The following is a 26,177-nucleotide window of genomic DNA, read 5'->3' on the forward strand; positions in this document are numbered from 1 at the left end:
CAAACGCCTGAAGTTGGGATAACTCTTGTCTTGCCATGTTGGTCTCCTCGCCTCGTTTGTGCCCTTGGAGCACGTTCACTGGCACTATCAGCCAGTTTGAGGGTCGAGGCCAACATGGTATTTGGAAGGGGGGCCTGGGGGGAGAACCTTTCTTCAGAAAGGTTTCCCCCCAATCTCTTCCCCCTCCCTCTCCGCCTGGAGGGCCGCGGCGGCCTGGCCCAGCAGGGCCTTGATGGTGGCGAGGGCGTCGGAAGCGGCTTCGTAGTCGGCCTGGCGCAGGTGTGTTTCAAGGCGTCCGGCGGCCTGCCGCGAAGCCTCGGCCCCGACCGCGCCGGCGATGTTTTTAAGCGAGTGGGCGGCCAGGGTGGCTTCATCCCAGTTCTCGTTGTCCACGCACAGGTCGATCAAGCGCAACTTGCGCGGATATTGCCGCAGGAAGTCGCTTTGCAGTTCCCGCAGCAGCTCCATGTCCCCGTCCAGGCGCGACAGAGCCTCCTGTGTGTCCAGGGCCGGGGGCGTGTCGTCTGGCCGGACTTCGCGGAGCCCGGGCGTGTGGTCCCGCCGGGGGATTCCGTCCAGAAGGGCATCCAGGGCATGAAAATCCAGCGGCTTGGTGAGATACTCGTTCATGCCTGCCTCCAGACAGCGCTTCCTGACGTCGCTTAAGGCGTGGGCGGTCATGGCCACCACCGGCACGTTCTGGTTGAGGGGACCGGCCAGCCCCGCCCGAAGCCGGTGGGTCGCCTCCAGGCCGTCCATGCCCGGCATCTCGATATCCATGAGCACCACGTCGACCGGGGCGGTTTCCAGTATCGCTAGCGCCTTGCCCCCGTCTTCCGCCACCAGGAAGGCGTACCCCCGCCTGGACAGATAGGTGCGCGCCACCTTCACGTTGACCGGGTTGTCCTCGACCAAAAGGACGCGCAGGCTCCGCTGCTCCGGGTGGGGGGCGGCCGGGTCTGTTATTGCGTCGGCAACGGGCGTTGTGGGCATTGCCGGCGGCGATGCCGGCGGCAGGGGCACGACGATGCGAAAACGGCTCCCGGCTCCCGGCGTGCTTTCGGCAACGATGGAACCGCCCATCAGCCGCACCAGTTCGCGGCAGATGGCCAGTCCCAGGCCCGTGCCGCCGTATTGTCGGGTGATGGAGGCGTCAGCCTGGGCGAACATGTCGAAAATACCTTCGAGCTTTTCGGGTGCGATGCCGATGCCGGTGTCCGACACGGTGAAGGTCATGGCCGGGCGGCCGTCCGAGTCGGTTGGCCGCGCCTCCGGGCCGACGGTCAGGGACACGCTGCCCTGGTTGGTGAATTTGATCCCGTTGCCGACGAGGTTGAGCAGAATCTGGCGCAGGCGCATGGCATCGCCCGTGACGTAGCGGGGTGTTTCGGGGGCGATGGCCAGGACCAGATGCAGGGCCTTGCCTTTCGCCTGGGCGCGCATGGAGCGCGTGATCCCGGCCAGGGTGCGGCGCAGGTCGAAGACCTCGCTTGCAAGCTCCAGCTTGCGGGCCTCGATCTTGGAGATGTCGAGAATGTCGTTGATAAGCGCCAGCAAGCTGGCGGCGGATTCGCGGGCGGTTTCCAAGGCGTCTCGCTGCTGGGGGGACAGCGACGTGCCGAGGGTCAGCTCGGTCATGCCGATGACGGCATTGAGCGGCGTGCGGATGTCGTGGCTCATTTTGGCCAGAAAATCGCTTTTGGCCCGGTTGGCCGTTTCCGCCGCCTCCTTGGCGGTGCGCAGGTCGGCTTCGATGGCCTTGTCCTCGGTGACGTCGCGCACGATGGCGAAATAGCGCCGCTCGTCGTCGCCCCGGGAGGGGTAGCGTTGCAGGCGCAGGGCTGCGGGAAAGACGCTGCCGTCCTTGCGTCGGTATTCTTTTTCGAAAATGCCGGAAAAGCCGTGGGTGTCGACGACGGTGCGCAGCACGGCCTCCTCGGGCGCGTGCCAGCGCTCCGGCGTGATGTCCGGATAGGACAGCCGCTTCAGTTCCTCAAGGCTGTAGCCGAGCATTTCCCGAAAGGCCGGGTTGGACTCCACGATGCGGTTGTCCTTGCCGACCACCACGAAGCCGTCGTGCATGGAGGCGAGGAGTGTCCGGTATTTCGCTTCCGAATCGTAAAGCGCCATCTCGGAACGCCGCAGGGTGGTGATGTCCAGCGCCACGCCGACGATACCGGCCGTGACGCCCGAGGCGTTTTCGAAACTGGATTTGGTCACCAGCAGGTCGTGCCAGGCACCGTCGGCCAGACGCGCGTCCATCTCGAACTGGATGGTCCGCTGCCGCGTGGTCAGGACCTCCCGGTCCGTTTCTTCGCATTGCCGTGTGATCTCCGGTGTGTGGATTTCCCGGGAGAGCTTGCCCAGGATGTCGCTCAGGGGGCGCGCCAGCATGGTTTCATAGGCCTTGTTGCAGCCCATGTAACGGCCGTCGAGACCCTTGTAGAACACGGGCGCCGGAATGGCGTCGATGATTTCCTGGGTGAAGCGGATGCGTTCGCGCAGGCCGTCGGCCATGGCCTCCAGGGCCCGGCCCAGTTCCGAAAGCTCGCCGTAGCCCGGCCCGATGTCCAGGCGGCTCGAGAGCTCCCCGCGCGCCATGGCCGTGGCCATCCGGACAAGCTGTCGGGTGGGCCGCAGCAGGGTGGTGTTGCTGAAGACAAGGGCGGCAAAAAGGGCCAGCGTCAGGCTTATGGCGAGAAATCCCAGGTCCCTGAGCATGATCCTTTCAAGGGACGCGACAACGGTTTTTACCGGCAGACCCAGTTGGAGATACAAGGAATCGCGGCCATCGGCCATGACCGGAACGAGCGTCTCGAAAGAGGCGGAGCCGTTGGGGCCGGCGCCGGTTCGAACCGCCTTTGGCGCGTGGCCATGGTCGGCCATGATCGTGGCGGCCTCGGGGAGGGGCTGGCCGATGGGGCGGGAGCCTTCGGGCCAGGCGGCCAGGACCGTGCCCTGGGCGTCGAGCAGACAGGCCGCGGCCTCGGGTGGCATGGCGTTGTCGGAAAAGACCTTTGAAAACCAGCTGAGGCGCAGGCTGAGCGTGCATACGCCAATGATTTTGCCGGTTGGGTCCCGCACCGGGCTGGCCAGGGCCATGTCGGGCAGGCCGGTGCGGGACCCGACGGTGACTCTGCCGATGGCCAGCGCCTGGCCGGCCAGGGCGCGGCGCACCCAGGGACGGTCGCTGTAGTTGTACTCCCGCCCGCCGGGGAGGTTGGAGGCGACGATGGTCCCGTCGGGAGACAGCAGGGCGATCGTTGCGAAATCGGAAAAGTACTCTTTGACCTTGATCAGAAGTCTTTCGGCCGGGAGCGGCTGCATGGAGACGATTTCGGGCAGCGTGGACAGCCCTTGGAGGGTTTCTCCGGCGTTTTTGAGGATGGAATGCAGATTGGCCGCAGCGAGTTCCGCGGTGGTCGTAAGGCTCTCCTTGGCCGCTTGGCGCGCCGTGTTGCGCTTCTCCAACGTCGAGGCGACATGGAGCGCAATGGCGGGGAGCAGGGCCAGGAAAACAAGCAGGAAAAGACGCGTGCGCAGACTTTGCATCCGCATCCAGGGCATGGCGATCTCCGGTTGGCGAGTAGGCGTACCGCATAACGGTGAGCCATAGCGCACGGATTACGGGACTTCCACGGCAAAAGCAACCTGGCCTTGTGATTTGAGGGTTCGTATCCGGTCCGGCGGTGGGAAGAGCGAAACGGCCCCGACACAACAAAAATCTCGGGGTGGCGGAGGATCGATTCGCGTCTGCGCGGCGCGTGGGCCATGGGGGGATTCTGTTTTCGATTTCCTGTCCGTCGCCATTGATCTGTCAAATGTCCTTTGCTAGGCTGCGCGAATTCTACCGGGGAGACACCGCATTCCATGTCCGACCCGCGTATTTTGCTCGCCTCAGACAACGCCGCCCTGGCCGCCAATCTTGTTGGCCATTGCAGTGCTGCCTCCGGCCTGCGGGCCATCCGCACCGACAATTCCGATGCCGCCACTGCCGCCCTGGCCGAAGCGGGCGCGCAGGGTATCGTGCTGTGCGTGGTGGATATGGCCCTGCCCCAGGCCGAAGTGGAGCGCCTGGCCGCAGCCGCGGTGCGCCACCGCATCCCCTGGCTGGCCGTGGGCGACCGGTATACGCCGGACTTGCGCAAGCGGGCCGAAACCCTCGACGCCATCGATTACGTTGTTGCCGACGCCGAGGACAGCCAGGCTGTGGCCAGGTTCGCCGAGCGCCTGTTACGCAACAGGCTGGTGCGCATCCTGGTGGTGGAGGACTCGGCCTTCATGCGGGCCCACCTGCGTCGGCAACTGCGGCGCTACCAGTTCCGGGTGCACATGGCCGCCACCCCCGGCATGGGCATGCGCATCCTGGAGCAGCGGCCCGACATCATGGCCGTGATCATCGATTACGACATGCCGGATCAAAACGGCGTGGAGTTGACCCGTAACATCAGGCGGCACTTCCGCCACCGGGAAATCTGTCTCATCGGCATCTCGGGCAAGGCCCCCCGTTCCATCTCGGCCGAATTTCTCAAAAACGGCGGCGACGACTACCTGCACAAGCCCTTCGAGCGCGAGGAACTCTACAGCCGGGTGCTGCACGGTGTGGTGGCCGTGGAGCGCATGCTGGAGATCAAGCGGCTGGAGCGGCTGCGCCGGATGTTTTTGTCCATGCTGGCCCACGACCTCAAAAGTCCGGCCGGGGGCATCGTTGGCGCGGCCAACCTCATCCTGGACGGCATCTGCGGCCAGGTCGGCGGCGAGGTGCGGGAGATGGCCGCCGTCATCAGCCAGGCCGGGCGCCGGCTGTGCACGCTCGCTTCCAACATGCAGGACCTGACCCGCCTGGAAACCGGGCGTCTGGAGCCCGTGCTGGCCCCCACCTGCCTGGATTCCCTGATCCTGGAGCGGGTCAGGCTGGCCGAAGCCACCGCCTCCGGCAAGGGCATCCGGCTGGAGATCGCGACCCGGCCGCTGCCCCCCATGGAGATCGACGCCGATCTGGTGGCCCGGCTGCTGGACAACGTGCTGTCCAACGCGGTCAAGTTTTCGCCGATGCGCTCCGTCGTGCGCGTGGAGATGGACGCGGCGGCCCAGGAGGCGGTGGTGCGGGTGCGCGACCAGGGGCCGGGCATCCTGCCCGAGGAACGCGCCCGGCTCTTCAAGCCCTTCGAACGGCTTTCGGCCAAGCCCACCGCCGGCGAGAAAAGCCTGGGTCTGGGACTGGCCATTGCCGAGGGCATCGTCGCCGCTCATGGCGGCCGCATCTGGGTGGAAAGCCTGCCCGGGCAGGGCGCGAGCTTCTGCTTCGCCCTGCCCCTTGGAAACGTGGCCGATCAGTCGTCCGTGTGCATCTGCGAATAGACGTATTCCCGCACCGTTTGCACCCACGGCCGGGGCGCGCGGCCGATGGCCTCGGCCAGCTTGGCGGTGCTGAGCACCGAATAGCGCGGCCGGTAGGCCTTTTGCGGATATTCCGACGACGGGATGGACACCACCCGGCACGACAGGCCGGCGGCGGCCACGGCTTCGGCCGCCAGTTCGCACCAGCTGCCATGTCCGGTTCCCACGGCATGGAAGATTCCCACCGGGCCTTTTAGCGCCAGATCCGCCGACCAGCCGGCCAGATCCAGGGTGTAGGTGGGCGAGCCCACCTGATCCCCCACGACCCGCAACTCCTCGCGCTCCCTGGCCAGGCCCAGGATGGTGGCCACGAAGTTCTTTTTGCCCGGGCCGAACAGCCAGGCCGTGCGCAAAATCTGGTACTCCAGAAGCCCGGAGTCCAGGATGGCCTTTTCGCCCGCCAGCTTGCTTGCGCCGTAGACCGAGCGGGGGCCGGTCGCGTCCTCCTCGGTATACGGCGCGTCCGCATCGCCGCTGAAAACGAAATCCGTGCTGTAGTGCACGAGCATGGCCTTGGCCGCGCCGCAGGCGCGGGCCAGCCGGGCGGGCAGGTCCCGGTTGAGGCGGTAGGCGCCGGACATGTCGTCCTCGGCCGCGTCCACGGCCGTGTAGGCAACGGTGTTAAAGAGGTGCGTGGCCCCGAAATCGGCCAGCGCCTTGTCCACGGCCGCCGCGTCGAACGGATCCAGCTCACTGCGGGTGGTGGGCCGCACGGCGAACCCCGCGCCCGCCAGGGCCTGCGTGAGAGGCCGGCCGAGCAGTCCCGTCTTGCCGCCCAGGATAATGGCCCGCCCGGTCTCTTTTTTTTCGGTCATGCCCGTCCTCCGTACCATTTGTCCATGAACTGGCGGTAGGCGCCGCTTTGCACGCTTTTGAGCCACTCTCCGTTTTGGCGGTACCAGTCCATGGTGGCCGCGATGCCGCGCTTGAAATCGTACTCGGGCGCAAAGCCCAGCTCCCGCGCCGCCTTGGTGAAGTCCATGGCGTAGCGGCGGTCGTGGCCGGGCCGGTCGGTGACGAACCGGATGAGGCTTTCGGGCTTGCCCAGGGCGGCAAGGATGGTCCGCACCACCTCGATGTTGGGCTTTTCCGCGTCGCCGCCGAAATTGTAGACCTCGCCGGCCCGGCCCTTGACCAGGGCCAGCTCCACGCCCCGGCAATGGTCCGTGACGTAGATCCAGTCGCGCACGTTTTTTCCGTCGCCGTAGACCGGCAGCGGTTCGTCGGCCATGGCCCGGGAGAACATGAGGGGAATGAGCTTTTCCGGGAACTGGAACGGGCCGTAGTTGTTGGAGCAGCGGGTGATGACCGTGTCCATGCCGTAGGTCTCGTGGGCCGCCCGCACCAGCATGTCCGCTCCGGCCTTGCTGGCCGAGTAGGGGCTGTTGGGGGCAAGCGGCGTTTCCTCGGAGAATTTTCCGTCCGGGCCCAGCGTGCCGTAGACCTCGTCGGTGGAGACGTGGACGAAGCGCTCGATGCCGAAGAGCCTGGCCGCGTCGAGCAGGCTCTGGGTGCCGGCCACGTTGGTGCGGATGAAAGGCGAGGCGTCGTTTATGGAGCGGTCCACGTGGGTCTCGGCCGCGAAATTGACCACGGCCTCGATCCGGTGTTCCTCGAACAGGTGCAGCGCCAGCTCGCTGTTGGCGATGTCGCCCCGGGCGAAGAAATAGCGGGAACCGCCATGGGCCGCCTCCACGTCGGACAGGCTTTGGCGGTTGCCGGCATAGGTCAGGGCGTCGAGGTTGACGATGGTCAGGTCGTCATGGCGGTCCAGCATGTCGCGGATGAAGTTGGAGCCGATAAAGCCGCATCCGCCGGTCACGAGCAGTCGCATCGATGTTTTATCCTTTTATGATGAGGTGTTGTCGTTGTCTGGGCCCGTCGCCCGAGGACTTTTTTACCCGATTCTCAAAAAAAGTCTTGCCAATTCAGGTCGGTCAGCATACTTTCTTCGACGGGCGATTAACTCAGCGGTTAGAGTGCCATCTTCACACGGTGGAAGTCCGGGGTTCAAATCCCCGATCGCCCACCACCTACAGGAAATGAAACGCCTCGCAACGCGAGGCGTTTTTATTTGGGAAAGCGGATTGTTCTTCACTGGACGCCACGAGCCTTGTACTCTTGGATCTTGCGGTAATCGTCCGTGATCTTGGCCCGATAGTCTTCGATCGCATGGGCATAATACTGCTTGAGGATGCGGATTTCCTCACGACGCTTGGCCGAGGCCGGGTCATTGCCCACCAGGGTCCGCAACTCGTTGCCATAAGCGGCCAGGATTGTTTCGTTTTCGGCAATAGCCTTGCGGGCTGTTTCGATGGAACGCATGAGATCGGCCGGACTCGGTGGGGCCGCCGGACAAACGCCGACCACGCCTGTCAGCACGGCAAAAGCAAGCACGAAGGCACACATGGTCCTCGGCATCCTGATCCCCTCCATCGGCAACGGCGACGTCCCCGTATACCCGCAATCCCCCGGCTTGACAAACAACCACGCCTGGCGTTCCATCCCGAAATTTCACGGCACTCTCCCAAATGACAAAGGAAGTTCTTCATGGATATGCAGTGGTTTGTTGAACGTGACGCCCTGGCCGCCCACCTTGGCATCCGTCTCCTCGAAGCCGAACCCGGCTATGCGAAAGCGGCCATGGACCTGACCGACAATCTCAAAAACGGTGCGGGCATCGCCCACGGCGGCGCCATCTTCTCCCTGGCCGACCTGGCCCTGGCCGTGGCCTCCAACGGCTACGGCAAGTTGTGTCTGGCCGTCTCCGCCACCATCGCCTACATCAAACCCGGCACCGGCAAGACCCTTTACGCCGAAGCCCGCGAAATTTCCTGCGGCAACAAAATGGCCACCTATGCCGTCACCATCAGCAACGACGCCGATGAGGCCATCGCCGCCTTCCAGGGCACCGTCTACCGCAAGAACACGCCCTACACCAAGGAGACGGCGTGATCGAAGTCGTTCTCTACGAGCCGGAAATCCCCCAGAATACCGGCAGCGTGGCCAGACTTTGCGCCGCAACCAAAACGCCCCTGCACCTCATCAAGCCACTGGGATTCTCCCTCGAAGACCGCTACCTCAAGCGCGCCGGCCTCGATTACTGGCCCCACGTCAACCTTACCGTATGGGAGTGCTTCGACGACTACCTGGCCGCCAGGCCTAACAATCGCCTCGTCGCCACCACCGCCGGCAACCGGGGGCACGTGGCGGCTCCCTACCACACCCTGACCTACACCACGGACGATTCCCTCGTCTTCGGCACCGAAAGCCGGGGATTGCCCGAATCGCTTCTCGACGTCGCCCCCGTGCGCCTGCGTATCCCCATCTGGGGCCAGGTGCGCAGCCTCAACCTCGCCAACGCCGCCTCGATCGTGCTCTACGAGGCGCTTCGTAGCGTCGGCGAACTGGATGGCAAATAGGCAGGCGAGGAAGAAAGAGGGCGGGGCTCTGCCCCTCCCCCCGCCGGGGGACTTGATGTCCCCCGGACCCCCTTTTACCGGGTTGGGGCAGTTGAGTGGGGGAAATGCAGCGGGGGTGTTTGATTGATTGGGGTCTTTGGGCGGCGGGATGCCGTATGTTAGTTGCCGCAATCGGCCCGGCGGCACGATGGGCTTTCGCCCCTCGACGCCGGACACGATTGCGGCAACAACCGCGCCAGCGGCGAAGCGCCGCATTCAAGAAGGCTATGGAAATTTTCCGCCTGCTTGCGGGGCGCGCGCAAGGGCCGTATCGTTCGGCCCGCCATGCTGCTCTACATCCACGTACCGTTTTGCCGGGGCAAGTGCCGGTATTGTTCGTTCGTGTCGCGGCCGTTCGACATGGGGCAGGTCGAGGCCTACGTGGCGTCGTTGCTATTGGAGATACGGCATTGGGGGCGCAAGCTTGCGCGGCCGAAGCTGGAGACGATCTATTTCGGGGGCGGCACGCCGAGCCTGCTGCCGCCGTGGGCGCTTGCGCGGATCATGCCGGAGTTGCGGCGGCAGTTCGATCTGGATGCTGTGGTCGAGTGGACGTTCGAGGCCAATCCGGATTCGGCCGTGGACGGGCCGTATTTAAAGTCGCTTTTGAAGTATGGCGTCAACCGGCTGAGCCTCGGCGTGCAGAGCCTGTCCGACACGGATTTGCGGTTTCTCGGCCGGCCCCATGATGCGGGACAGGCTCTCACCGCCTATGGGCTGGCCCGGCGGGTGGGGTTTAAAAACATCAGCCTGGATTTCATCTGGGGCCTGCCGGGCCAGCGTGAGGCCGTGTGGCTGGAGCAGCTCAAAGCGGCGGTCAAGCTGCGGCCGGAGCACCTGTCCTGTTACGGGCTGACGGTGGAGGCGGGCACGCCCCTGGCCGAGGACGTCGCGGCGGGGGGCGTGACGCTGCCGGGCGAGAGCGAGCAGGGGCGCATGTATGTGCGCGGGGCCGAGTTTCTGGAGGAAGCGGGCTACCTGCAATACGAGATCTCGAATTTTGCCCGCATGGGGTTTCTAAGCCGCCACAACAGCGGCTACTGGGAAGGCAAGGACTATCTTGGGCTCGGCCCGGCGGCAGTTTCCACGCTTGAGGGTGTGCGCCATGAGAACCCGTCCGATCTGCGGGAGTGGGGTGCGCTTGTGCGGGCCGGCAAGTGCGGCCAGGGCGGCGTGGCCTTGACCGATGCGGAAAAGGTCCGGGAGATGGTGATGTTGTCGCTGCGCACGGCCAAGGGCTTGCGCCTGGCCGCCTACCGCCAGGCCACGGGCCGGGATTTCATCAAGGACAACGAAGGCCTCGTCACGGCGCTGCGGCAAAATGAACTCATTCGCATCAGCGCCGGCCACCTGCGGCTGACCAAAAACGGCTTTTTGGTCAGCAACGTCATTTTGGAGCGCCTCGCTTACTGAAGGCCCTTTGTGTCGGAAGTGTCGCGCGTGGCCAGGTCCTTGGTTTGCAAGGCCCGGTCCATGAGGGCTTCCAGCCGGGCGGCCTGCCGCTTGAAACTGGCCAGTTTGGCGGCCGGCAGCGGATCGGCCTGCATATTGGGATTGGCCAGGGCGTTGACCGGCTTGCCGTCCTTATAGATGCGGAAGTCCAGGTGGGGGCCGGTGGCGAAGCCGGTCTGGCCGACGTAGCCGATGACCTGCCCCTGGGAGACCTTGGACCCTTTGCGGATTCCCTTGGCGAAGCGGCTGAAGTGGTTGTAGCGCGTGACCCAGGTGCGGCTGTGGCGCACGGTGACGTAGTTGCCGGCGGCCCGGTTGCGGCCGCGTTCGACCACCACCCCGGCCCCCACGCTCCAGACCGGCGTGCCGGTGGGCGCGGCGTAGTCCACGCCGTAATGCGGCTTGCGGACCTTGAGGATGGGGTGCAGGCGCGAGCCGGAAAACCGCGAGGTGATGCGCAGAAACGACAGCGGCGCGCGCAGAAAGGCCTTGCGCAGCGGCCGGCCGTCGGCGTCGAAATACTCGGGTTTGCCCCCCCGGCCGAGCAGGGCGAACCCTTCGTAGGTTTTCCCCGCGTTCACGTAGCGGGCGGCCAGCACCCGGCCGATGCCGATAAGTTTGCCCTCGGCGTAGCGTTTTTCCACCACCGCGTAGAAGGTGTCGCCGGGCTGCACGTCGCGGCAGAAGTCGATGTCGCTGGCAAACACGTCCGCCAGGGCCACGGCGGTCTGGGCGTCGCCGCCGGCGTCCTCCACGGCCTTGAAAAGACTGGAGTCCACCGTGCCGGCCATGACGCCGGTGCGGGTTTCGCACTGCTTGGTTTCGACGCGGGCTTGCAGGTCGCCTTTTGCGCTGTCGATGACCAGGGTCTCGGTGGGGCTGATGTCGTATTCGAAGGCCACGAGCTCCTTGTCGCGCACGGTCAGCCGGTAGGGTTGGCCGGACTGGATGCTGGCGAAGGAGAAGTCGTCGGGGTTGTCGAGGCCGGCCAGGGCGGCCGCATCGACATAGTCTCCAAGAATGCCGCCGAGAGTCTGGCCGGGTTTGACCGAGCCCTCGAGCACTTCTTCGGAAGGGTCTTCCTCGTCGGTGCGCGCGAAAAGGTTTTCTCGCGGGTCGCAGTACTGCCCGGCCCAGGGCGGACAGGCGTCGACGAGGGGGACGGACGGCCTGGGGCCGGCGTTGCGCAGAAAAGCCAGGGCGGCGGCCCCGGCTCCTATGGCAAGGACCAGGAGAAGAACCAGGCGGACGCGGCTTCTTTGGGGTTTGAAAAACGTCAGGGAACTGCCTTGGCGCATGAAAAAATACCGCATGCGTCTCTCGTGGGATGGTTGGGTGTTTTGGGGAAAAACCGGCCGCGCCGTCGTCCTTGGTCGGGCGGCGGCGCGGCCGGCAGCGTGTGACGCTTACAGCCAGGAGTCCACGAGCTTTTGGTGCTCGGCAATGAACTTCTTGGCGTTTTCGTAGGGTTTGCCGTTTTCCTTGTTGGCGGCCATGAGCGCCTGCAGGTCGGACATGGGCAGCTTGTACTTGGACAGGAAGGCGTAGACCCCGGGCTTGTCTTCCTTAAGCCCTTTGCGGACGATGGCGTTGATGGTCTCGTCGCCGCCGAAGACGCCCTTGGGGTCCTGCAAGTATTTGAGATGGAAGCGCCCGAACATCCAGTGCGGGGTCCAGCCGGTGATGACGACCCATTCCTTGTGCTTCACGGCGTCGGCCAGGGCGGCGGTCATGGTGGCGTCGGAGCCTTCCACCAGCTTGTAGCCGGTCAGGCCGTAGTCCTTGATGGCCGCCTCGGCCTTGCTCATGATGCCCGCGCCCGGATCGATGCCGATGATCTTGCCGCTGAATTTGGCCTTGGCGCCTTCCAGATCGGCGATGGAGTCGATGGTCACGTAATCCGGAACGACGAGGCCGATTTTCGCGCCGGGGATGATGACGCCGAGGTTGACGACCTTGTCCTTGACCTTTTTGAGGTAATTGCCGTGGGTGACGGGCAGCCAGGCGGTGACCATGCCGTCCACGTCGCCCGAGGCCACGGCCTGCCACATGGCGGCGGCCGAGACGGGCAGGATCTCGACTTTCTTGTGCAACTTTTCCTCGAGCACGGCTTTGACCAGGTTGGTGGAAGCCGTGGCGCAGGCCCATTCCACATAGGCGAGCTTCACGGTGTTTTTCGAAGCGGCCGGCGCGGGCGTACCCCACAGCACGGCGGTCAGGGAAACGATAGTGGCGGCAATGACGTACCAGGCGGTCTTTTTCACAGGGCCTCCTTGGTTGTTGGTTTCGGGTTTCAGACGTTTTTCGAGCCGAGTTTCTGCGTCACCCGGTCGAGGATGACAGCGACGATGACCACGGCCAGACCGGCCTCGAAGCCGAGTCCCGGCTCCAGACGCTGGATGGCCTTCCAGACCTCGCCGCCAAGGCCGCGGGCGCCGATCATGGCCGCGATGACCACCATGGACAGCGACAGCATGATGGTCTGGTTGACGCCGGCCATGAGGGTGGGCAGGGCCAGCGGCAGTTCGACCTTGCGCAGGCGCTGCATGCGCGTGGCCCCGAAGGCATCGGCGGCCTCGGTCAGGGATTCCGGCACCTGCCGGATGCCCAGGCAGGTGAGCCTTATGGACGGCGGCATGGCGAAGATGACCGTGGAAAAGATGGCCGACACCGGCCCCAGACCGAAGAAGGGGATGGCCGGGATGAGGTAGACGAAGGCCGGCATGGTCTGCATGAAGTCGAGCAGCGGCATGATGATGCGGCCCCACCCCGGCCGCATGGCGGCCAGGATGCCAAGCGGCACGCCGATGGACGTGGCGATGACCGTGGAGAAAAGAACCAGGATGATGGTGGAGATGGTGGGCTCCCAAAGTCCCAGGTCCCAGACCAGCGTCAGGCCGAAGAGCGCCAGCAGCCCGATGCGCCGGGAGCCCAGCCGCCAGGCCAGAATGGCGATGGCGATGATGAGCATCCATGGCGGCACGGCCATGAGCGCCGCGCCCATGGCGTCGATGGCGGTCTCAAGGACCAGGGAAATGGATTTGGTCAGCGGGGCCAGATGGTCGGAGAGAAAATCGATGCTGATTTCGATGCCCTGGCCAAGGGGAATGCGCGGCAGTTCATATGCCATTTTCACCCCTCCCTTTGTCGGCCAGTCCGGCCAGAAGCGATCCTTGGACGATGATGCCGAGCAGTTTATTGGCCTCGTCGACCACGGCCACGGGGGCGCGGTCTGCGGCCAGAAGCGGCATGACCTCCTGGACCGAAGCATCGGGAGAGACGCGTTTGTCCACCTGGCGCACGACGCCGTCCAGGCTGCGTTCGCCGCGTCTGACGGCGTCGGAGGCGTCCATGGCCGTGACCATGCCTTCCAGGCGCTTGTCGCGGCCGATGACGAAAAGGCTGGAAATGCCGGCCTCGGCCATCTTGTGTAGGGCGAGCCTCGGGCCGTCGTGGCGGGCCAGGGCGGTCACGGCCGGGGGCAGCATGACCGAGCGGGCGGAGAGCACCTTGGAAAAGTCCACGTCTTCCACGAAACGTTCGACGTAGCGGCTGGCCGGGTTGGTCAGGATGTCCTCGGCCGTGCCGGTCTGGACGACGGCCCCGTCTTTCATGAGCACGATGTGGTCGCCGAGCTTGACGGCCTCGTCGAGGTCGTGGGTAATAAAAAGGATGGTCTTTTTGACGGTGTCCTGGAGGGACAGCAGCTCGTCTTGCATGTCGCGGCGGATAAGCGGGTCCAGGGCGGAGAAGGCCTCGTCCATGAGCAGGATGTCCGGGTCCAGCGCCAGGGCCCGGGCCAGGCCCACGCGCTGCTGCATGCCGCCGGAAAGTTCGGCGGGCTTGCGGTCTTCCCAACCGGAAAGGCCCACCTGCTTCAGCGCGTCCATGGCCCGGCCCTGCCTTTCGATTGGCGGCATGCCCTTGATCTCCAGGCCGAATTCCACATTGGCGGCCACGGTGCGATGGGGGAGGAGGGCGAAATTCTGAAAGACCATGCCGAACTTGGTGCGCCGAAATTCCGTGAGTTCGCGTTCCGAGAGGGCGCCCACGTCCTGGCCGTCGATGACGACCTTGCCGCTGGTGGGCTCGATGAGGCGGTTGATCAAGCGTACGAGGGTGGATTTGCCGCTGCCGGAAAGGCCCATGATGACCATGATCTCGCCTTCGTCCACGGTGAAGGAGACGTCGGCCACGCCCACGGCCTGCCCTGTGGCGGCCATGATGTCTTTTTTGGAGTGGCCCTGGCGCAGCAGGGAGAGGGCTTTTTCCGGTTTGTCACCGAAAATCTTTACTAAATTTTGTATGATTATTTTTTCCATGCGTATCCTGGGTACAAGTGAAAATAGATAAAAACATGTGCTGATCGTGATGAGGTTATCATCTTAAAAAATCAGGTCAAGGCGAGGAGTTTTTGTGGAGTATCGACAGTATAAATGTATCTTTTTTTCGTGAAAGACAGAAAAAATATATTTTGTTTATTTTATATGGGAAGATATTTATGGTAAAAATACCATTGCATGATGTAAAATTTTTTTATTGCAGTGTAACATCCGTGTTGCTTTGGTCGGTTGCACTGATGCAATCGGGGCAGTCCCTGCGGCGACGGCCGCATTCCCCGTCTCCCCCGTCGGCCGCGCCCGCCGGCCCGGCAAGCCCGAAACCGGCCATCGCGGGACCGCTTTTCCCGGGGATGGCCGGTCTGCTCCTGGCCGGGTTGCTGGTCCTGGCCGCCTGTTCCTCATCTCCCGAACCGCCTTCGGGGTTCGCCGGGCTGGCCTTTGGCGATCCGCCGCCGCCGGCCGCCGCGCCCGAGCGGGTGCCGCTGCCCTCCGCAGTGGCCGGGGACCTGCGTTTTTACACCCTGCCGACGGGTGACGCGGCATTTTACGGCGTGCGGTTGCCCGCGCCTGTACTGGCCTTTTACCGGGGCCGGTTCTTTTCGGTTTCCGCCCGGCTGGGCTCGCCCGGGGACGCGGCGACGCTGCGCGAGCGCCTGACCGCGGCCTACGGCGCGCCCTATTGCCGCGACGCGGCCAAGATGGCAATTTGCCTGTGGCGTATGGGCGCGGTGGACGCCGTGCTGGAAGCTCCGGGGGATTCGCCGGCCCGGTTCATGCTGCGCTATCGTCCGACGGCCGATCAGGTGGCCGCCGCGACCGGGCGGGCAAAGGACATGTCCGGCGGGGGAGATCCGTCCGGAAAATAGACACCCCTTACGACGTAAAAAGATGAAAGGTTTTCATGGATTTGCTCGGCAATGAAAAACGGCCCCTGGCCGAACGCATTCGTCCCGGGGCTCTCGACGGTTTCGTCGGCCAGACCCACGTGATTTCCAGGCTTGAGACCATGCTGGCCGCGCCGCGCCTGCCGAGCCTGCTTTTTTTCGGTCCGCCGGGCTGCGGCAAGTCCACCCTGGCCCTGATCCTGGCCCGGGCCAAGGGACGGCCGTATGTGCGGGTCAGCGCCCCGGAAGCTGGGCTGGCCGCGCTACGTGAACTGATTAAGGGCAAGGAAATCCTGATCCTCGACGAACTGCACCGGTTCTCCAAGGCCCAACAGGATTTTTTTCTGCCGCTGCTCGAAACCGGCGAGATCGTACTCTTGGCCACCACCACGGAAAACCCGTCGTTTTCCGTGACGCGCCAGCTCCTTTCCCGGCTGCACGTCTTTCGGCTGCGGCCCCTGTCCCAGGCCGAGCTGCTGGTCCTGGCCGAGCGGGGGGCCCGGGAGGCCGGCATGGAGCTGGCGCCGGAGAGCCTGGAGGCCGTGGCCATGCTTTCTTCCGGCGACGGGCGCACGCTTTTGAACCTGATTGAATTCACCGCCGCGCTGCCCGAGGAAAAGCGCGCCCCGGAGGAACTCAAAAAACAGCTGCCCGAGGCGCTCGCCCGGGGTGACCGCGACGGCGATTCCCACTACGAACTGGCCTCGGCCATGATCAAATCCATTCGGGGCAGCGATCCGGACGCGGCGCTCTATTATCTGGCCTGCCTGCTCGAATCCGGCGAGGACCCGCGCTTTTGCTGCCGCCGGCTCATGATTTCCGCCTCCGAGGACATCGGCCTGGCCGACCCCATGGCCTTGCCCCTGGCCGTTTCCGCCACCGAGGCCGTGGAGCGCATCGGTATGCCCGAGGGGTTCATTCCCCTGGCCCAGACCGCCGTCTATCTGGCGCTTGCGCCCAAAAGCAACAGCACCTACGCCGCCTACCTTGCCGCCAAAAAGGAGATCATGCAGGCGGGGCTCAAGCCCGTGCCGCTGCACCTGCGAAACCCCTCCACCAGACTGCAGCGGGAGTGGGGGTTCGGCAAGGGCTACAAGTATCCCCACGCCTACCCCGAGGCCTGGGTGGACCAGGACTATCTGCCCGAGGAACTGGCCGGCCGGCAGTTCTACCAGGCCAAGGACCAGGGCCAGGAGCCGCGCCTGGCCGCCCGACTGGCGCGGCTGCGCAAGCGGCAGGGGTGACGGGCGGGGCCGCCTGGGTAAAGGCGTCCCGCTCCGGACGGTAAAAAGGACAAATGTCGCCAGCCCCTTCCCTTGCCCGGGTGGGCCAAAAAAGCTATTTTTTTCACGGCGACCGGTCTTACGGCCGGTGGCTTTTCGGGGAAGGCTTTCGTGACGTGTCGTGGCGTCCGGGGCGTTCCCTCCACCCGGCCGGAGGCAGTGGAGTCCTTCGGCCCCTACCCGCGGATGCGCCCATGACAGATCCCCGATTCGAGGCGTTTTTCGCCGGCCCGGCCCGGCAGTTCCTGGTGCGCGCCATCGACCTCGCCCTGGAGGAAGACGGCGAAGACCGCACGTCCATGGCCGTTTTCGCGCCCGACGACCGTCTGCGCGCCACCATTGTGGCCAAGGAGGACACGCTGGTCGCCGGCCTGCCCATCCTGCCCCTGGTCCTCGACCGCATGGGCCAAACGGCCCGCTGTCAGATCGACCTCAAGGTCGCCGACGGGGACAAGGTCCCGGATCGGACCGTGGTCGCGGTCATCGACGGCCCGGCCGTGACCTTGCTCAAGGCCGAGCGCGTCATGCTCAATTTTCTGTGCCACCTCTCGGGCATAGCCAACATGGTGGCCAGGGGCGTGGCCGCCCTGGCCGGCACGAGAACGCGGCTGCTCGACACCCGCAAGACCCTGCCCGGGCTGCGCTATCCCGAGAAATACGCCGTCGTGGTCGGCGGCGGGGTCAACCACCGCCTGGATCTGGCCGCCATGATCATGCTCAAGGACAACCACATCGACCGGGCCGGCGGCATCCCGCAGGCCATGGCCGCCGTGCGCCGCGCCTACAAGGACGATCCGACTGCCATGCCGCCGGTGGAAATCGAGTGCCGCAACCTGGACGAGGTGACGCAGGCCGTGGCCGAGCGGCCGGCGCGGCTCATGCTCGACAACATGGGCCCGGACGTCATGCGCCAGGCCTTGAAACTCGTCCCGGCCGGCATCGAAACCGAGGTCAGCGGCGGGGTGGACCTTTCCGCCCTGGCCGCCATCGGCGCGCTCGGCGCGGATTTCGTGTCCGTGGGGCGCATCACCCATTCCGCCCCAAGCGCCGATTTCAGCATGCTGCTGTAAGGAGCCCCCATGAACGCTTCCCTTGCCGAGCGGATTACGGCGATTCGCCGCAGCCGGGGCGAGTCCCTGGCTATCCTGGCCCACCATTACCAGCGTGACGCGGTGGTGGCCCATGCCGACATCCTGGGCGACTCCCTCGAACTTTCCCGCAAGGTGGCCGGACTCTCCGCCCGGGATATCGTCTTTTGCGGCGTGTTTTTCATGGCCGAAACCGCGGCCATGCTGGCGAAAGAGGGCCAGCGCGTGTTCATCCCGGCCCCGGACGCCGCCTGCGTCATGTCCGAGATGGCCCCGGCGTCACTGGTGGCCACGGTGCTTAACCGCTTAAGCGCCGCCGGCCGCGACGTGCTGCCGCTCACCTACGTCAACTCCTCGGCCGCGGTGAAGGCGGTTGTCGGCGCGCGCGGCGGGTCGGTGTGCACCTCGGCCAATGCTGGCAAGATGCTGCGCTGGGCGCTGGAGCAGGGACGTGGCGTGCTCTTTTTGCCGGACAAGATGCTTGGGCAAAATACCTGCGACGCCCTGGGCGTTCCGGCCGGGCGCCGGCACATTCTCGATATCCGGGGCGGCGGCGCGCACCTGGATTTACAGGCGGCCGGGGAGGCCGAAGTCCTTTTGTGGCCCGGCCAGTGCGTGATCCATTCACGGTTCAAGGCCCGGGATATAGCCGCTGTGCGCAAGGCGCACCCCGGAGTCAAGGTGGTGGTCCATCCCGAGTGCGCCCCGGAAACCGTGCAGGCCGCCGATGCCGCCGGTTCCACCTCCTTTATCATCAAATACGTGGCCGAGGCTCCCCAGGGCGCGGAGATCGTCATCGGCACGGAGATCAATCTGGTGTCCCGGCTGGCCCGGCGCTACCAGGGCGAAAAGACGATTCGCCCCCTGTGCGTCTCGAGTTGTTCGAACATGGCCAAGGGGACCGAGGAAAACCTGCTCGCCCTGCTTGAAGGGCTGGACGCGGCCGCGCCTGTGACCGTTTCGGATGACGTGCGCGTGCCGGCCACAGCCGCCGTGACGCGGATGCTTGAAGTTTCGGCCTGACGCGCGGGCCGCATGGGAGAGGACGCATGGTCTACCGTATGCACGCCAATGCCCTGGTCGTCGGATCAGGGGTGGCCGGACTCACGGCGGCGCTGACGCTGGCCGACGCCGGCCTGGAAGTGATTCTGCTGACGTCGGGGGACGACCTCGACGACGGCAACAGCGCCCTGGCCCAGGGCGGCATCGTCTTTCGCGGGGAGGAGGATTCGCCCCAGCTTCTGGAACGCGACATGCTGACCTGCGGCTGGCGGCACAACTACCCGCGCGCCGTCAAATACCTGGCCAAACGCGGGCCGCAGGTGGTCCAGGAGCTGCTCATCGACCGCTTGCAGCTGCCGTTCGACCGCAAGGGCGAAGGTGGCGGCTACCATCTGGGCAAGGAAGGCGGCCATAGCGTGGCCCGTATCCTCCACATGGCCGACCGCACCGGCCGGGCCATCATGGAAGGGCTCATGGCGGCGGTGAAGGCCAACCCGGCCATCAAGATCCTGGCCCGGCGCACGGCCGTGGACCTGCTCACCTCGCACCACCACGCCACGCTTCTGGAATTCAAGTACCAGCTGCTCAACCAGTGCCTGGGAGCCTACGTCTTAAACGAAGTCTCGGGGCAGGTGGAAACCATCCTGGCCGACTACACGGTCCTGGCCACGGGCGGCTGCGGCCGGCTTTTCCTGCACACCTCCAACACCCGCTCCTCCATAGGTTCGGCGTTGGCCATGGCCTCGCGCGCCTTCGCCAAGGTCATGAACGTGGAGTACATGCAGTTCCACCCGACCACGCTTTTCCACCGGGCGGAACGCCGGCTGCTGGTCACCGAGGCCCTTCGCGGCGAAGGGGCGCGGCTCGTCAACGACAAGGGCGAGCCCTTCATGCAGCGTTACGACCCGAGGGCGGACCTGGCCCCGCGCGACATTGTGACCCGGGCCATCCTGGCCGAGATGCTCAAAACCGACCACGATTGCGTCTACCTGGACGTGGCCAGCTACGTCAAAGGCCTGGAAACGCACTTCCCCACCGTGTACAAGGGCTGCCTCCAGCTCGGCATCGATATCACCAAGCAGCCCATTCCCGTTGTACCGGCCGCCCACTACTTCTGCGGCGGCGTGCTGACCGACAATGCCGGACGCACCACCCTGGAGCGGCTCTACGCCGCCGGCGAATGCGGCTGCACCGGCATCCACGGGGCCAACCGGCTGGCCAGCACCTCGCTGCTCGAGTGCCTGCTGTGGGGCTACAGCGTCGGTCACGACATCGGCAAGCGAGCCGGACACAAGACGTCGCTCGGCCGCCGGCTGGTGGACAGCATCCCGGACTGGGTCAGCCCCGGCTCCAACCGCAACGAGGACCCGGCGCTCATTGCCCAGGACTGGGCCACCATCCGCAACACCATGTGGAACTACGTGGGCATCAACCGGTCGAGCTCACGGCTCAAGCGGGCCTTCGAAGACCTGCGCGAACTCAACAAGCACATCCACGACTTCTACCGTGAAACGCCCCTGTCCAAGGCTATCGTGGACCTCTTCCACGGTTGCCAGGCCGCCTACACCATCACCATCGCGGCCATGCAAAACCGCCGTTCCCTGGGCTGCCACTACCGTATCGATTAGAGGGAAGAAGTTGAGAAAAGAAAGTGCGAGAGGGGAAACCCTTTTTTAAAGGGTTCTCCCCTCTCGCGCTCTCCCTTTCCTAAACTTTTTAGTGGGGGCGTGGGCTACACAACGGGCTGTTTTTTTGAGAAGTTTTTGGAGAGGGGGTCCGGGGGAGAATCTTTTTTCAAAAAGGTTCTCCCCCGGCTTTTTTGCGCGAAACTACTTGCCCGGTCTCGGGCCGCCGCCCTGGCCGCCGGGACGTCCGCCGCCGCCCTGCTGGGTGCAGGCGGCATAGCCCACGTTGCAGTTGTTGATGCAGTTGGCCACTCCGGCGCAGATCATGACGCAGCGCTGGTAGCTCTGCATGCAGCTGTTTTGGCCGCCGCCCTGGCCGCCTCCGCCCATGGGGCGACCTTGTTGCCCTTGCATGGGTGGTCCTTGCGCCAGGAGGAGGTCGCCGGCAATTGCCGGTGTGGCCATGGCGAAGGCAAACAGGAAAAGGAAAAACACGCCTGCCAGGAGTGTGGTGGTTCGAAGGCCCATGGTGCACCTCTTGTTGGGGGTTTATTGCAGCATGGGGATGAAACCACGGAGCCGATCATGCGTCAAGGCCGTGGCGCGGGTCGTGACAAAAAGACCTCCAGCCGATGACCGGGCGCGGGAGGCTGGCCGGCGACCTCAATCGAGGGGCGTCTTGGCCGAAGGATCGATCTTTTTGACCTGGAGAAAGTCCTCGCGGGCCTTTTCCGGTTCTCCCATGGCCTCGTAGACCTTGCCCCGGTTGAGATAGATGTCCGGGTCGTCGCCGTTGATGGCGATGGCCAGGGTATAGTTGGCCAGGGCGCTTTGCAGATTGCCCTTTTTGAACCAGGCCGCGCCCCGGTTGTTGAGCGCCTTGGCGTTGGCCACGTCGATGTCCAGGGCCAGGGAATAATCCGCGATGGCCTTGTCGTAATGGTGCAGGGCGAACTGGGCGTTGCCCCGGTTGAAGGCCGCCGGCGCGTAATGAGGATTTTTCTGGAGCGCGGCGGAATAGTCCCCGATGGCCGCGAGCGGGTCACCGTCGGCCTTGCGGGCATTTCCCCGGGCCGTATAGAACAGGTAGGCTTTCTCCTCGGGCAATTCGTTGGAATCGATGGCTTCGGTCAGGTTGGTTATCGCTTTGGCGTAATTGCCTTTTGCCAGGGCGTTAAGCCCCGCTTTGGCCTGGTCCAGGCCGCCGGCCGGGACCGTTCGCGGCAGGGCGAAGGCCAGGGCGGCCACGGCACAGGCGGCGGCGAACAGACGGAGCGGGCGCATCAGCGGTCGTCTCCGTCGCGCCCGGGCTCGAAGGCCGGAACCTGCAGCTCCTCGTCGATCTTGTCCGCGTCGTCGGCCGAGTAGCGCACCATGTTGCGCAGATGGAAAAAGGCGTTTTCGTCCATGCTCTCGAAATCGATGGCCAGCCCCTCGTCGTTGGCGCGTACGATCTGGCCCTTGAGCCGGACCTTGATGTCCTTGGCCAGACTGAAGACGATGGTACACTCGCGTCCTTCGGCCAGTCTGGGCTCCGGATCGAACAGGGCGCCCTTCATGCTGATGTTCTGGGTGCTGACCGGTATTTTTTCGCCGTCTATGTAGACGTAGGCGTCGAAGTGGGCGCAGACCCGGCTGCGCCGGCGTTTGTCCTCTCCCATGCGGCTCCTCGGTACCGGGCTGGGCTTCCCGGCGGTTTGGCGCGTCGCCCGACAAACGTGCGACTCCCCCCTCATAGCGGGTTTGGGCGGTTTGATAAAGCCGGAATCAACCCCGGGACGGGGCGGGGGGCGGGGGGGCGACCAGACCCAGGGCCAGAACAGCCAGACCCGCCGTCTCAAAGCGCAGTACCCGCTCGCCGAGGCTTACGGGCGCGTAGCCGGCGTCCTGGAAGGTCTGGGCTTCGGCGTCCGTCAGCCCGCCTTCGGGCCCGAGCACGAAGAGAGCCTCGCCCGGCGCGCCGACGTCGTCCAGGCGGATACGGCGATCGAGTCCCGGCGCTTCCCACAGGAGATAGCGGCGGTCGAAGCGGTGGGAACAGGCGGCCACAAGGCCGGCGGCGCCGCCCGGGACCACGTCCAGTTCGGGCAACCGGGCCGCGCCGCATTGTTTGGCCGCGGCAACGAGCGTCGCTTTCCAGGAGTCCTTGGGGGTATCCGGCATGCGGCCCTGGCTGTGGGTGGCCTGCCAGAAAAGGATGCCGGCCGCGCCCAGTTCCACGGCTTTTTCCAGGAAAAAATCACGCCGGGTGGAGCGGGAAAAGCCGGCGGCGAGAAAAAGGCGCGTCGTCGGAAGGGGAACCTCGGCCAGAGACTGCGCCGCCAAGTCCACCCGGTCCCGGGACACGGCGGTGATGCGGAAAAGCCCCTCCCGTCCCTGTCCGTCGAAGGCCCGGATGCTTTCCCCGGTCTTCTTGCGCAACACCTTGGCACAGTGAGCCGCTTCCCCGCCGGTCAGGACGTAGGGTTCCCCGAATGCCTCGGGGGGAATGTAAAATGCGTCGGGTCTGCCCATGGTCAGGCTTCACAACCCCTTTAGAAGTTTTTGAAGGAGGTCCAGGGGAAAATTTTTTTCAAAAAGTTTCCCCCTGTCCGCCGGAGGCATTCTTACCCCGCCACGCTTTTGCGGGCGGTGCCGGACTTGTAGAAGGGCAGGGCGCGGCGAATGGCCGGCAGTTCGGCCCGGGCCGCCGCGATCGTGAAGCTTTTGGCCTCGGCCGCGTCGGCGGCGACGTAGGCCAGGGCGACGGCATGACCGAGGCTCGGGGCGAAGGAGGCGCTCGTCACCACGCCCACGGTCTTGCCGGCCTTGTCCATAACCGCGTCGCCGTGGCGGGCGCTGCGCCGTCCGGGAATTTCCAGGGCGATGAGCTTTTGACGGACGGCCCCGCCCCCCTTTTTGCCCGCGTACTCGGCGGGGGAGGTGAGCAGCCAGCCGTAGCCGGCCTCGGCCGGGGTATGGTCTTCGTCGAGGTCCTGGCCGTAGAGGGGATAGCCCATTTCCAGGCGCAGGGTGTCGCGCGCGCCGAGTCCGGCCGGGGCCACCCGGGGATCGGCCAAAAGCGCCTCCCACAGGGCCACGGCCTTGCCGGCCGGCAGAAACAGTTCGTAGCCGAGTTCGCCCGTGTAGCCGGTGCGGCTGACCATGAGCTTTTGGCCGTCGAAGTCCGTCCAGGCGAAGTTGAAGTATTTGAGTCCTGAAAAATCGCCCGGCACGCGGTCCTTGAGCACGTCGAAGGCCAGCGGCCCCTGCAGGTCGATCTTGGCCGTTTCGGCCGAGGCGTCGGTGAAGGTGAGCCCGGCCGGCAGCCGCGATTTGACGGTTTCGAAATCCACGTCGATGCGCGCGCCGTTGACCACGAGCATGTAGCTGTCGGCAGCCAGGCAATAGATGATGAGGTCGTCGACCACGCCGCCGGCATCGTTGAGCAAAAAACCGTAGCGGCATTTGCCCGGGGCCAGGGTCTCCAGGTCGTGGGTGACGGCCAGCCCCAGGGCCGCCGCCGCGCCCTGGCCGGAGAGGTAGAATTCGCCCATGTGGCAGATGTCGAAAACGACGGCTTTTTGGCGAGTCTGCTCGTGCTCGGCCAGGATGGAGGCGTACTGCACGGGCATGTCGAAGCCGGCGAAGGGGACCATCTTGGCCCCATGGTCGTGGTTCCAGTCCGAAAGGGGTGTTTTTACGAGATGTTGCACGAAAATGCTCCGCTTGTGGGTTGCAATATGCGCGAGACGTCAGTTTTGCGCCAGCAGGGGGACGACGATGCCCTGTTCCTTTTTGATCTTGCGGATGGCCCGGAACTCGTCGAGCAGGGCCACCAGACGTCCATAGGTCTTTTTCACGGATTGGCCATAAGTGGTCAGCTCCGTGTCCTTTTTGCGGATGTAATGGCGCAGCAGGTAGCGATCATTGAGGATCATGTCGCCCAGGGAAAGCACGCGCTCCACAAGGGAATCGAAGTAGTTGACGATCTCGAACTTGAGATCGTTCAGTATTTCGGTAAAAAGCGAGAGCATGCGCTGGTAGGTGAGGTTTTCACCCTTGTAGTTGCGGTCCTGGAGATCCTCGAGCATCTTCACCTTGCGGGCCTGCTGGATGTAGCTGTATTTCGACCAGACCTCCTGGTAGAGTTCCCGCACGGCGTTGAAATCATCATAATGGTCGGCATTGAGCATGTAATTGTCGAGCACCTTGACGACATTGGAATAGAATTCATCGGAATAGCCGATAATGCGCCGCTGGTGCTTGGACAGCCAGGAGTAGAGGAACTTGAGCTTTTTTTCGTGGGTGTCGGTGTTTTCCACGATCTCGTTGCGCTTGTAGACGATGCGGCCGTTGTATTCACCGCGCACGATGTCATTTAAGCGTAGAAAGAGACTGTAGGTGTCCTTGACGAGGTTGAGCCTGGAAAACGCCTGTCCGGTAATGGGATGGATGATTTCCTGGGCGGCCACGGACAAGGCCCGGTCCTGGCGGACGTTGTTGGGGTCGTATTTGTGCTGGCGGTAGAGCACCCGCACGATGACCACCCGCCGGTCGGGATCGATGAAATAGCCGCCTTCGCCAAGGGCCTTGATGGCCTCGGTCTGGGTCTTGTCCACGCCGACCAGGGCGATTTTTTCCACGCGCGGATAAAACCGGGCCTCGGGATGGGAGTAGAGCGAGGTGATGGTCCGGTCGGTCTGGCCAAGGACCCGCACCATGAACTTTTCGCCCATGCGGAAAAGACGCCGGGCGAAAAGGGCCGAGGAGGTGCGGCGCTCGGACACGATGGGGAAGCCGTAAAGCTCCATGAGGAACTGGTAGACGAAATTGCGGTGCCGCTCGTAGCGCCGGTCGTCGCCGACCAGGAATTTCTTGATGTTGAGCCCGAAGCGCTTGAGTTCCGTATCGAGGTAGGACGGAAACGAGCAGTAGACGCCGGAGAGGTAGAAGTCGTTCTGGCTGTCGAGGGACATGACGTGGGCCCGGTCCATCTGGAGGACGGTGGGCAAAAGCGCGGCGTAGTTCTCCAGGCTCGTGACGTCTACGTCGGTGAAATCCTTGCGGAACTGGTCCTGGGCCGACTTGGGCATATGGGCGCAAAAGGCCCGGGTGTTCTGGGCGAAGATGGAGGATTCCAGCGGACACTGGTCCCGGTAGGTCTCGTCGGCGTAGTCGAGCAGGCAATGCAGGATGTCGTATTGGAAAATTTCTTGGAAATATTTGAGCGGCCGGCCGAGCGCCACCATGGAAAAGCCGGGCAGCTCCTTGTATTCGAAGGCGTCGGCCTCGAAGGAGGGCAAAAGTTCGCGGAAATCCACCACCGGGTAGTTGTCGTGTTCAAAATAGGGCTTGAGCAGGCACAACTTGATGTGGACCCAATCGAGAAAGCGCTTGAGGTCGGGCAGGGACTGGACGCGCAGGATATCGCCTTCCTTCGGGCGCGGGTCGTCCTGAAAGAAGGGTGCCTCGGCCACCTGGCTGAATGCCTTGGTCCAATCGAAGCTCATGTCCGTCCCGCGTGTTGCTGGGGTCTTTTTGTCGCACCGGCCGGCCGTCCCTCGACGTAGGCAAAGGGTGCCAAACCAGGATAAAATATTCAGATAACCTACTTTGAAATTTTTATAAAGAGCCTCTCGCGGAGTGCGCTTGCCGGG

General features: G+C 64.4%; 23 protein-coding genes and 1 tRNA gene. 10 read left to right on the forward strand and 14 right to left on the reverse strand.

Annotation, left to right across the window (positions count from 1 at the left end):
• Positions 1-153: 153 nt before the first annotated feature.
• Positions 154-3,567 (reverse strand): PAS domain S-box protein, encoded by a 3,414-nt coding sequence (locus tag ACMZ6R_RS03255; RefSeq protein WP_416109454.1) that lies wholly within the window; start codon positions 3,565-3,567, stop codon positions 154-156.
• A 303-nt stretch (positions 3,568-3,870) separates the two neighbouring features.
• On the opposite strand from ACMZ6R_RS03255, the gene ACMZ6R_RS03260 reads away from it, so the two are divergent.
• Positions 3,871-5,361: an ATP-binding protein gene (locus ACMZ6R_RS03260; protein WP_416109455.1), complete on the forward strand. Its 1,491-nt coding sequence runs from the start codon at positions 3,871-3,873 to the stop codon at positions 5,359-5,361.
• On the opposite strand, the gene rfbD is transcribed toward ACMZ6R_RS03260, so the two are convergent.
• Positions 5,334-6,215: a dTDP-4-dehydrorhamnose reductase gene (gene rfbD / locus ACMZ6R_RS03265; RefSeq protein ID WP_416109456.1), complete on the reverse strand. Its 882-nt coding sequence runs from the start codon at positions 6,213-6,215 to the stop codon at positions 5,334-5,336. The two genes, ACMZ6R_RS03260 and rfbD, sit on opposite strands and share 28 nt — an antisense overlap.
• Positions 6,212-7,234 (reverse strand): dTDP-glucose 4,6-dehydratase, encoded by a 1,023-nt coding sequence (rfbB, locus tag ACMZ6R_RS03270; protein ID WP_416109457.1) that lies wholly within the window; start codon positions 7,232-7,234, stop codon positions 6,212-6,214. The genes rfbD and rfbB overlap by 4 nt, the downstream gene beginning before the upstream one ends.
• 122 nt (positions 7,235-7,356) lie before the next feature.
• Between rfbB and ACMZ6R_RS03275 the strand changes: the two genes are divergently transcribed.
• Positions 7,357-7,432, forward strand: a tRNA-Val gene (locus ACMZ6R_RS03275).
• A gap of 62 nt (positions 7,433-7,494) precedes the next feature.
• Here the strand turns inward: ACMZ6R_RS03275 and ACMZ6R_RS03280 are convergent.
• On the reverse strand, positions 7,495-7,821 hold the full coding sequence (locus ACMZ6R_RS03280; protein WP_416109458.1) for a hypothetical protein: 327 nt from the start codon (positions 7,819-7,821) through the stop codon (positions 7,495-7,497).
• 129 nt (positions 7,822-7,950) lie between these two features.
• Here ACMZ6R_RS03280 and ACMZ6R_RS03285 point away from each other — a divergent pair, with 129 nt between their 5' ends.
• From ACMZ6R_RS03285 to hemW, 3 genes are all read left to right on the forward strand, one after another.
• Positions 7,951-8,355, forward strand: coding sequence for a PaaI family thioesterase (locus tag ACMZ6R_RS03285; protein ID WP_416109459.1), 405 nt, complete (start codon positions 7,951-7,953; stop codon positions 8,353-8,355).
• The gene (locus ACMZ6R_RS03290) at positions 8,352-8,822 is read left to right on the forward strand and encodes a tRNA (cytidine(34)-2'-O)-methyltransferase (RefSeq protein WP_416109460.1); all 471 of its coding nucleotides are present in this window, start codon (positions 8,352-8,354) and stop codon (positions 8,820-8,822) included. Before ACMZ6R_RS03285 ends, ACMZ6R_RS03290 begins: the two co-directional genes overlap by 4 nt.
• A gap of 324 nt (positions 8,823-9,146) precedes the next feature.
• Complete coding sequence (gene hemW / locus ACMZ6R_RS03295) at positions 9,147-10,274, forward strand: radical SAM family heme chaperone HemW (protein ID WP_416109560.1); 1,128 nt, start codon at positions 9,147-9,149, stop codon at positions 10,272-10,274.
• Here hemW and ACMZ6R_RS03300 read toward each other — a convergent pair.
• The 4 genes from ACMZ6R_RS03300 to ACMZ6R_RS03315 all read right to left on the reverse strand — a co-directional run bounded on the left by ACMZ6R_RS03300 (position 10,268) and on the right by ACMZ6R_RS03315 (position 14,635).
• Positions 10,268-11,626, reverse strand: coding sequence for a M23 family metallopeptidase (locus ACMZ6R_RS03300; RefSeq protein WP_416109461.1), 1,359 nt, complete (start codon positions 11,624-11,626; stop codon positions 10,268-10,270). The genes hemW and ACMZ6R_RS03300 overlap by 7 nt on opposite strands.
• Before the next feature lie 93 nt (positions 11,627-11,719).
• Positions 11,720-12,577, reverse strand: coding sequence for a glycine betaine ABC transporter substrate-binding protein (locus ACMZ6R_RS03305; RefSeq protein WP_416109462.1), 858 nt, complete (start codon positions 12,575-12,577; stop codon positions 11,720-11,722).
• A 29-nt stretch (positions 12,578-12,606) separates the two neighbouring features.
• Positions 12,607-13,443, reverse strand: coding sequence for an ABC transporter permease (locus ACMZ6R_RS03310; protein ID WP_416109463.1), 837 nt, complete (start codon positions 13,441-13,443; stop codon positions 12,607-12,609).
• Positions 13,433-14,635, reverse strand: a complete 1,203-nt coding sequence (locus ACMZ6R_RS03315; RefSeq protein WP_416109464.1) for a quaternary amine ABC transporter ATP-binding protein — start codon at positions 14,633-14,635, stop codon at positions 13,433-13,435. The genes ACMZ6R_RS03310 and ACMZ6R_RS03315 overlap by 11 nt, the downstream gene beginning before the upstream one ends.
• A gap of 371 nt (positions 14,636-15,006) precedes the next feature.
• Between ACMZ6R_RS03315 and ACMZ6R_RS03320 the strand changes: the two genes are divergently transcribed.
• From ACMZ6R_RS03320 to nadB, 5 genes are all read left to right on the forward strand, one after another.
• On the forward strand, positions 15,007-15,522 hold the full coding sequence (locus ACMZ6R_RS03320) for a hypothetical protein (protein ID WP_416109465.1): 516 nt from the start codon (positions 15,007-15,009) through the stop codon (positions 15,520-15,522).
• A 35-nt stretch (positions 15,523-15,557) separates the two neighbouring features.
• A complete protein-coding gene (locus ACMZ6R_RS03325) occupies positions 15,558-16,784 on the forward strand; it encodes a replication-associated recombination protein A (RefSeq protein ID WP_416109466.1) in 1,227 nt (408 codons plus the stop codon).
• 233 nt (positions 16,785-17,017) lie between these two features.
• Entirely contained in the window at positions 17,018-17,893 is an 876-nt protein-coding gene (gene nadC / locus ACMZ6R_RS03330) for a carboxylating nicotinate-nucleotide diphosphorylase (protein ID WP_416109467.1), read from the forward strand.
• Positions 17,894-17,902: 9 nt separating this feature from the next.
• Positions 17,903-18,934, forward strand: coding sequence for a quinolinate synthase NadA (nadA, locus tag ACMZ6R_RS03335; RefSeq protein ID WP_416109468.1), 1,032 nt, complete (start codon positions 17,903-17,905; stop codon positions 18,932-18,934).
• A 26-nt stretch (positions 18,935-18,960) separates the two neighbouring features.
• Complete coding sequence (nadB, locus tag ACMZ6R_RS03340; RefSeq protein WP_416109469.1) at positions 18,961-20,541, forward strand: L-aspartate oxidase; 1,581 nt, start codon at positions 18,961-18,963, stop codon at positions 20,539-20,541.
• 201 nt (positions 20,542-20,742) lie between these two features.
• Here nadB and ACMZ6R_RS03345 read toward each other — a convergent pair whose 3' ends face one another.
• The 6 genes from ACMZ6R_RS03345 to ACMZ6R_RS03370 form a co-directional block, all read right to left on the reverse strand.
• On the reverse strand, positions 20,743-21,066 hold the full coding sequence (locus ACMZ6R_RS03345) for a hypothetical protein (RefSeq protein ID WP_416109470.1): 324 nt from the start codon (positions 21,064-21,066) through the stop codon (positions 20,743-20,745).
• A 135-nt stretch (positions 21,067-21,201) separates the two neighbouring features.
• Positions 21,202-21,822, reverse strand: coding sequence for a tetratricopeptide repeat protein (locus ACMZ6R_RS03350; RefSeq protein ID WP_416109471.1), 621 nt, complete (start codon positions 21,820-21,822; stop codon positions 21,202-21,204).
• Positions 21,822-22,199, reverse strand: coding sequence for a PilZ domain-containing protein (locus ACMZ6R_RS03355; protein ID WP_416109472.1), 378 nt, complete (start codon positions 22,197-22,199; stop codon positions 21,822-21,824). Before ACMZ6R_RS03355 ends, ACMZ6R_RS03350 begins: the two co-directional genes overlap by 1 nt.
• 106 nt (positions 22,200-22,305) lie before the next feature.
• Entirely contained in the window at positions 22,306-23,052 is a 747-nt protein-coding gene (locus ACMZ6R_RS03360; RefSeq protein WP_416109473.1) for a 16S rRNA (uracil(1498)-N(3))-methyltransferase, read from the reverse strand.
• Positions 23,053-23,144: 92 nt separating this feature from the next.
• Complete coding sequence (gcvT, locus tag ACMZ6R_RS03365; RefSeq protein WP_416109474.1) at positions 23,145-24,233, reverse strand: glycine cleavage system aminomethyltransferase GcvT; 1,089 nt, start codon at positions 24,231-24,233, stop codon at positions 23,145-23,147.
• A 39-nt stretch (positions 24,234-24,272) separates the two neighbouring features.
• Positions 24,273-26,030 carry a hypothetical protein gene (locus tag ACMZ6R_RS03370; RefSeq protein WP_416109475.1) on the reverse strand — a complete coding sequence of 586 codons (1,758 nt, stop codon included), beginning with the start codon at positions 26,028-26,030 and terminating at the stop codon, positions 24,273-24,275.
• Between the last annotated feature and the right edge of the window lie 147 nt (positions 26,031-26,177).

This window comes from Solidesulfovibrio sp. C21 (genome assembly GCF_047785625.1).
Lineage (GTDB): Bacteria > Desulfobacterota > Desulfovibrionia > Desulfovibrionales > Desulfovibrionaceae > Solidesulfovibrio.

Bases quoted from the DNA above. Each gene is read 5' to 3' on its own strand.
- ACMZ6R_RS03320 (WP_416109465.1), top strand. From the start codon at position 15,007: ATGGCCGGTCTGCTCCTGGCCGGGTTGCTGGTCCTGGCCGCCTGTTCC.
- ACMZ6R_RS03325 (WP_416109466.1), top strand. From the start codon at position 15,558: ATGGATTTGCTCGGCAATGAAAAACGGCCCCTGGCCGAACGCATTCGT.
- rfbD (WP_416109456.1), bottom strand. From the start codon at position 6,215: ATGACCGAAAAAAAAGAGACCGGGCGGGCCATTATCCTGGGCGGCAAG.
- nadA (WP_416109468.1), top strand. From the start codon at position 17,903: ATGAACGCTTCCCTTGCCGAGCGGATTACGGCGATTCGCCGCAGCCGG.
- ACMZ6R_RS03315 (WP_416109464.1), bottom strand. From the start codon at position 14,635: ATGGAAAAAATAATCATACAAAATTTAGTAAAGATTTTCGGTGACAAA.
- ACMZ6R_RS03260 (WP_416109455.1), top strand. From the start codon at position 3,871: ATGTCCGACCCGCGTATTTTGCTCGCCTCAGACAACGCCGCCCTGGCC.
- ACMZ6R_RS03370 (WP_416109475.1), bottom strand. From the start codon at position 26,030: ATGAGCTTCGATTGGACCAAGGCATTCAGCCAGGTGGCCGAGGCACCC.
- nadB (WP_416109469.1), top strand. From the start codon at position 18,961: ATGGTCTACCGTATGCACGCCAATGCCCTGGTCGTCGGATCAGGGGTG.
- ACMZ6R_RS03300 (WP_416109461.1), bottom strand. From the start codon at position 11,626: ATGCGGTATTTTTTCATGCGCCAAGGCAGTTCCCTGACGTTTTTCAAA.
- ACMZ6R_RS03350 (WP_416109471.1), bottom strand. From the start codon at position 21,822: ATGCGCCCGCTCCGTCTGTTCGCCGCCGCCTGTGCCGTGGCCGCCCTG.
- hemW (WP_416109560.1), top strand. From the start codon at position 9,147: ATGCTGCTCTACATCCACGTACCGTTTTGCCGGGGCAAGTGCCGGTAT.
- nadC (WP_416109467.1), top strand. From the start codon at position 17,018: ATGACAGATCCCCGATTCGAGGCGTTTTTCGCCGGCCCGGCCCGGCAG.
- rfbB (WP_416109457.1), bottom strand. From the start codon at position 7,234: ATGCGACTGCTCGTGACCGGCGGATGCGGCTTTATCGGCTCCAACTTC.
- ACMZ6R_RS03285 (WP_416109459.1), top strand. From the start codon at position 7,951: ATGGATATGCAGTGGTTTGTTGAACGTGACGCCCTGGCCGCCCACCTT.
- ACMZ6R_RS03280 (WP_416109458.1), bottom strand. From the start codon at position 7,821: ATGCCGAGGACCATGTGTGCCTTCGTGCTTGCTTTTGCCGTGCTGACA.
- ACMZ6R_RS03310 (WP_416109463.1), bottom strand. From the start codon at position 13,443: ATGGCATATGAACTGCCGCGCATTCCCCTTGGCCAGGGCATCGAAATC.
- ACMZ6R_RS03355 (WP_416109472.1), bottom strand. From the start codon at position 22,199: ATGGGAGAGGACAAACGCCGGCGCAGCCGGGTCTGCGCCCACTTCGAC.
- ACMZ6R_RS03360 (WP_416109473.1), bottom strand. From the start codon at position 23,052: ATGGGCAGACCCGACGCATTTTACATTCCCCCCGAGGCATTCGGGGAA.
- ACMZ6R_RS03345 (WP_416109470.1), bottom strand. From the start codon at position 21,066: ATGGGCCTTCGAACCACCACACTCCTGGCAGGCGTGTTTTTCCTTTTC.
- ACMZ6R_RS03255 (WP_416109454.1), bottom strand. From the start codon at position 3,567: ATGCCCTGGATGCGGATGCAAAGTCTGCGCACGCGTCTTTTCCTGCTT.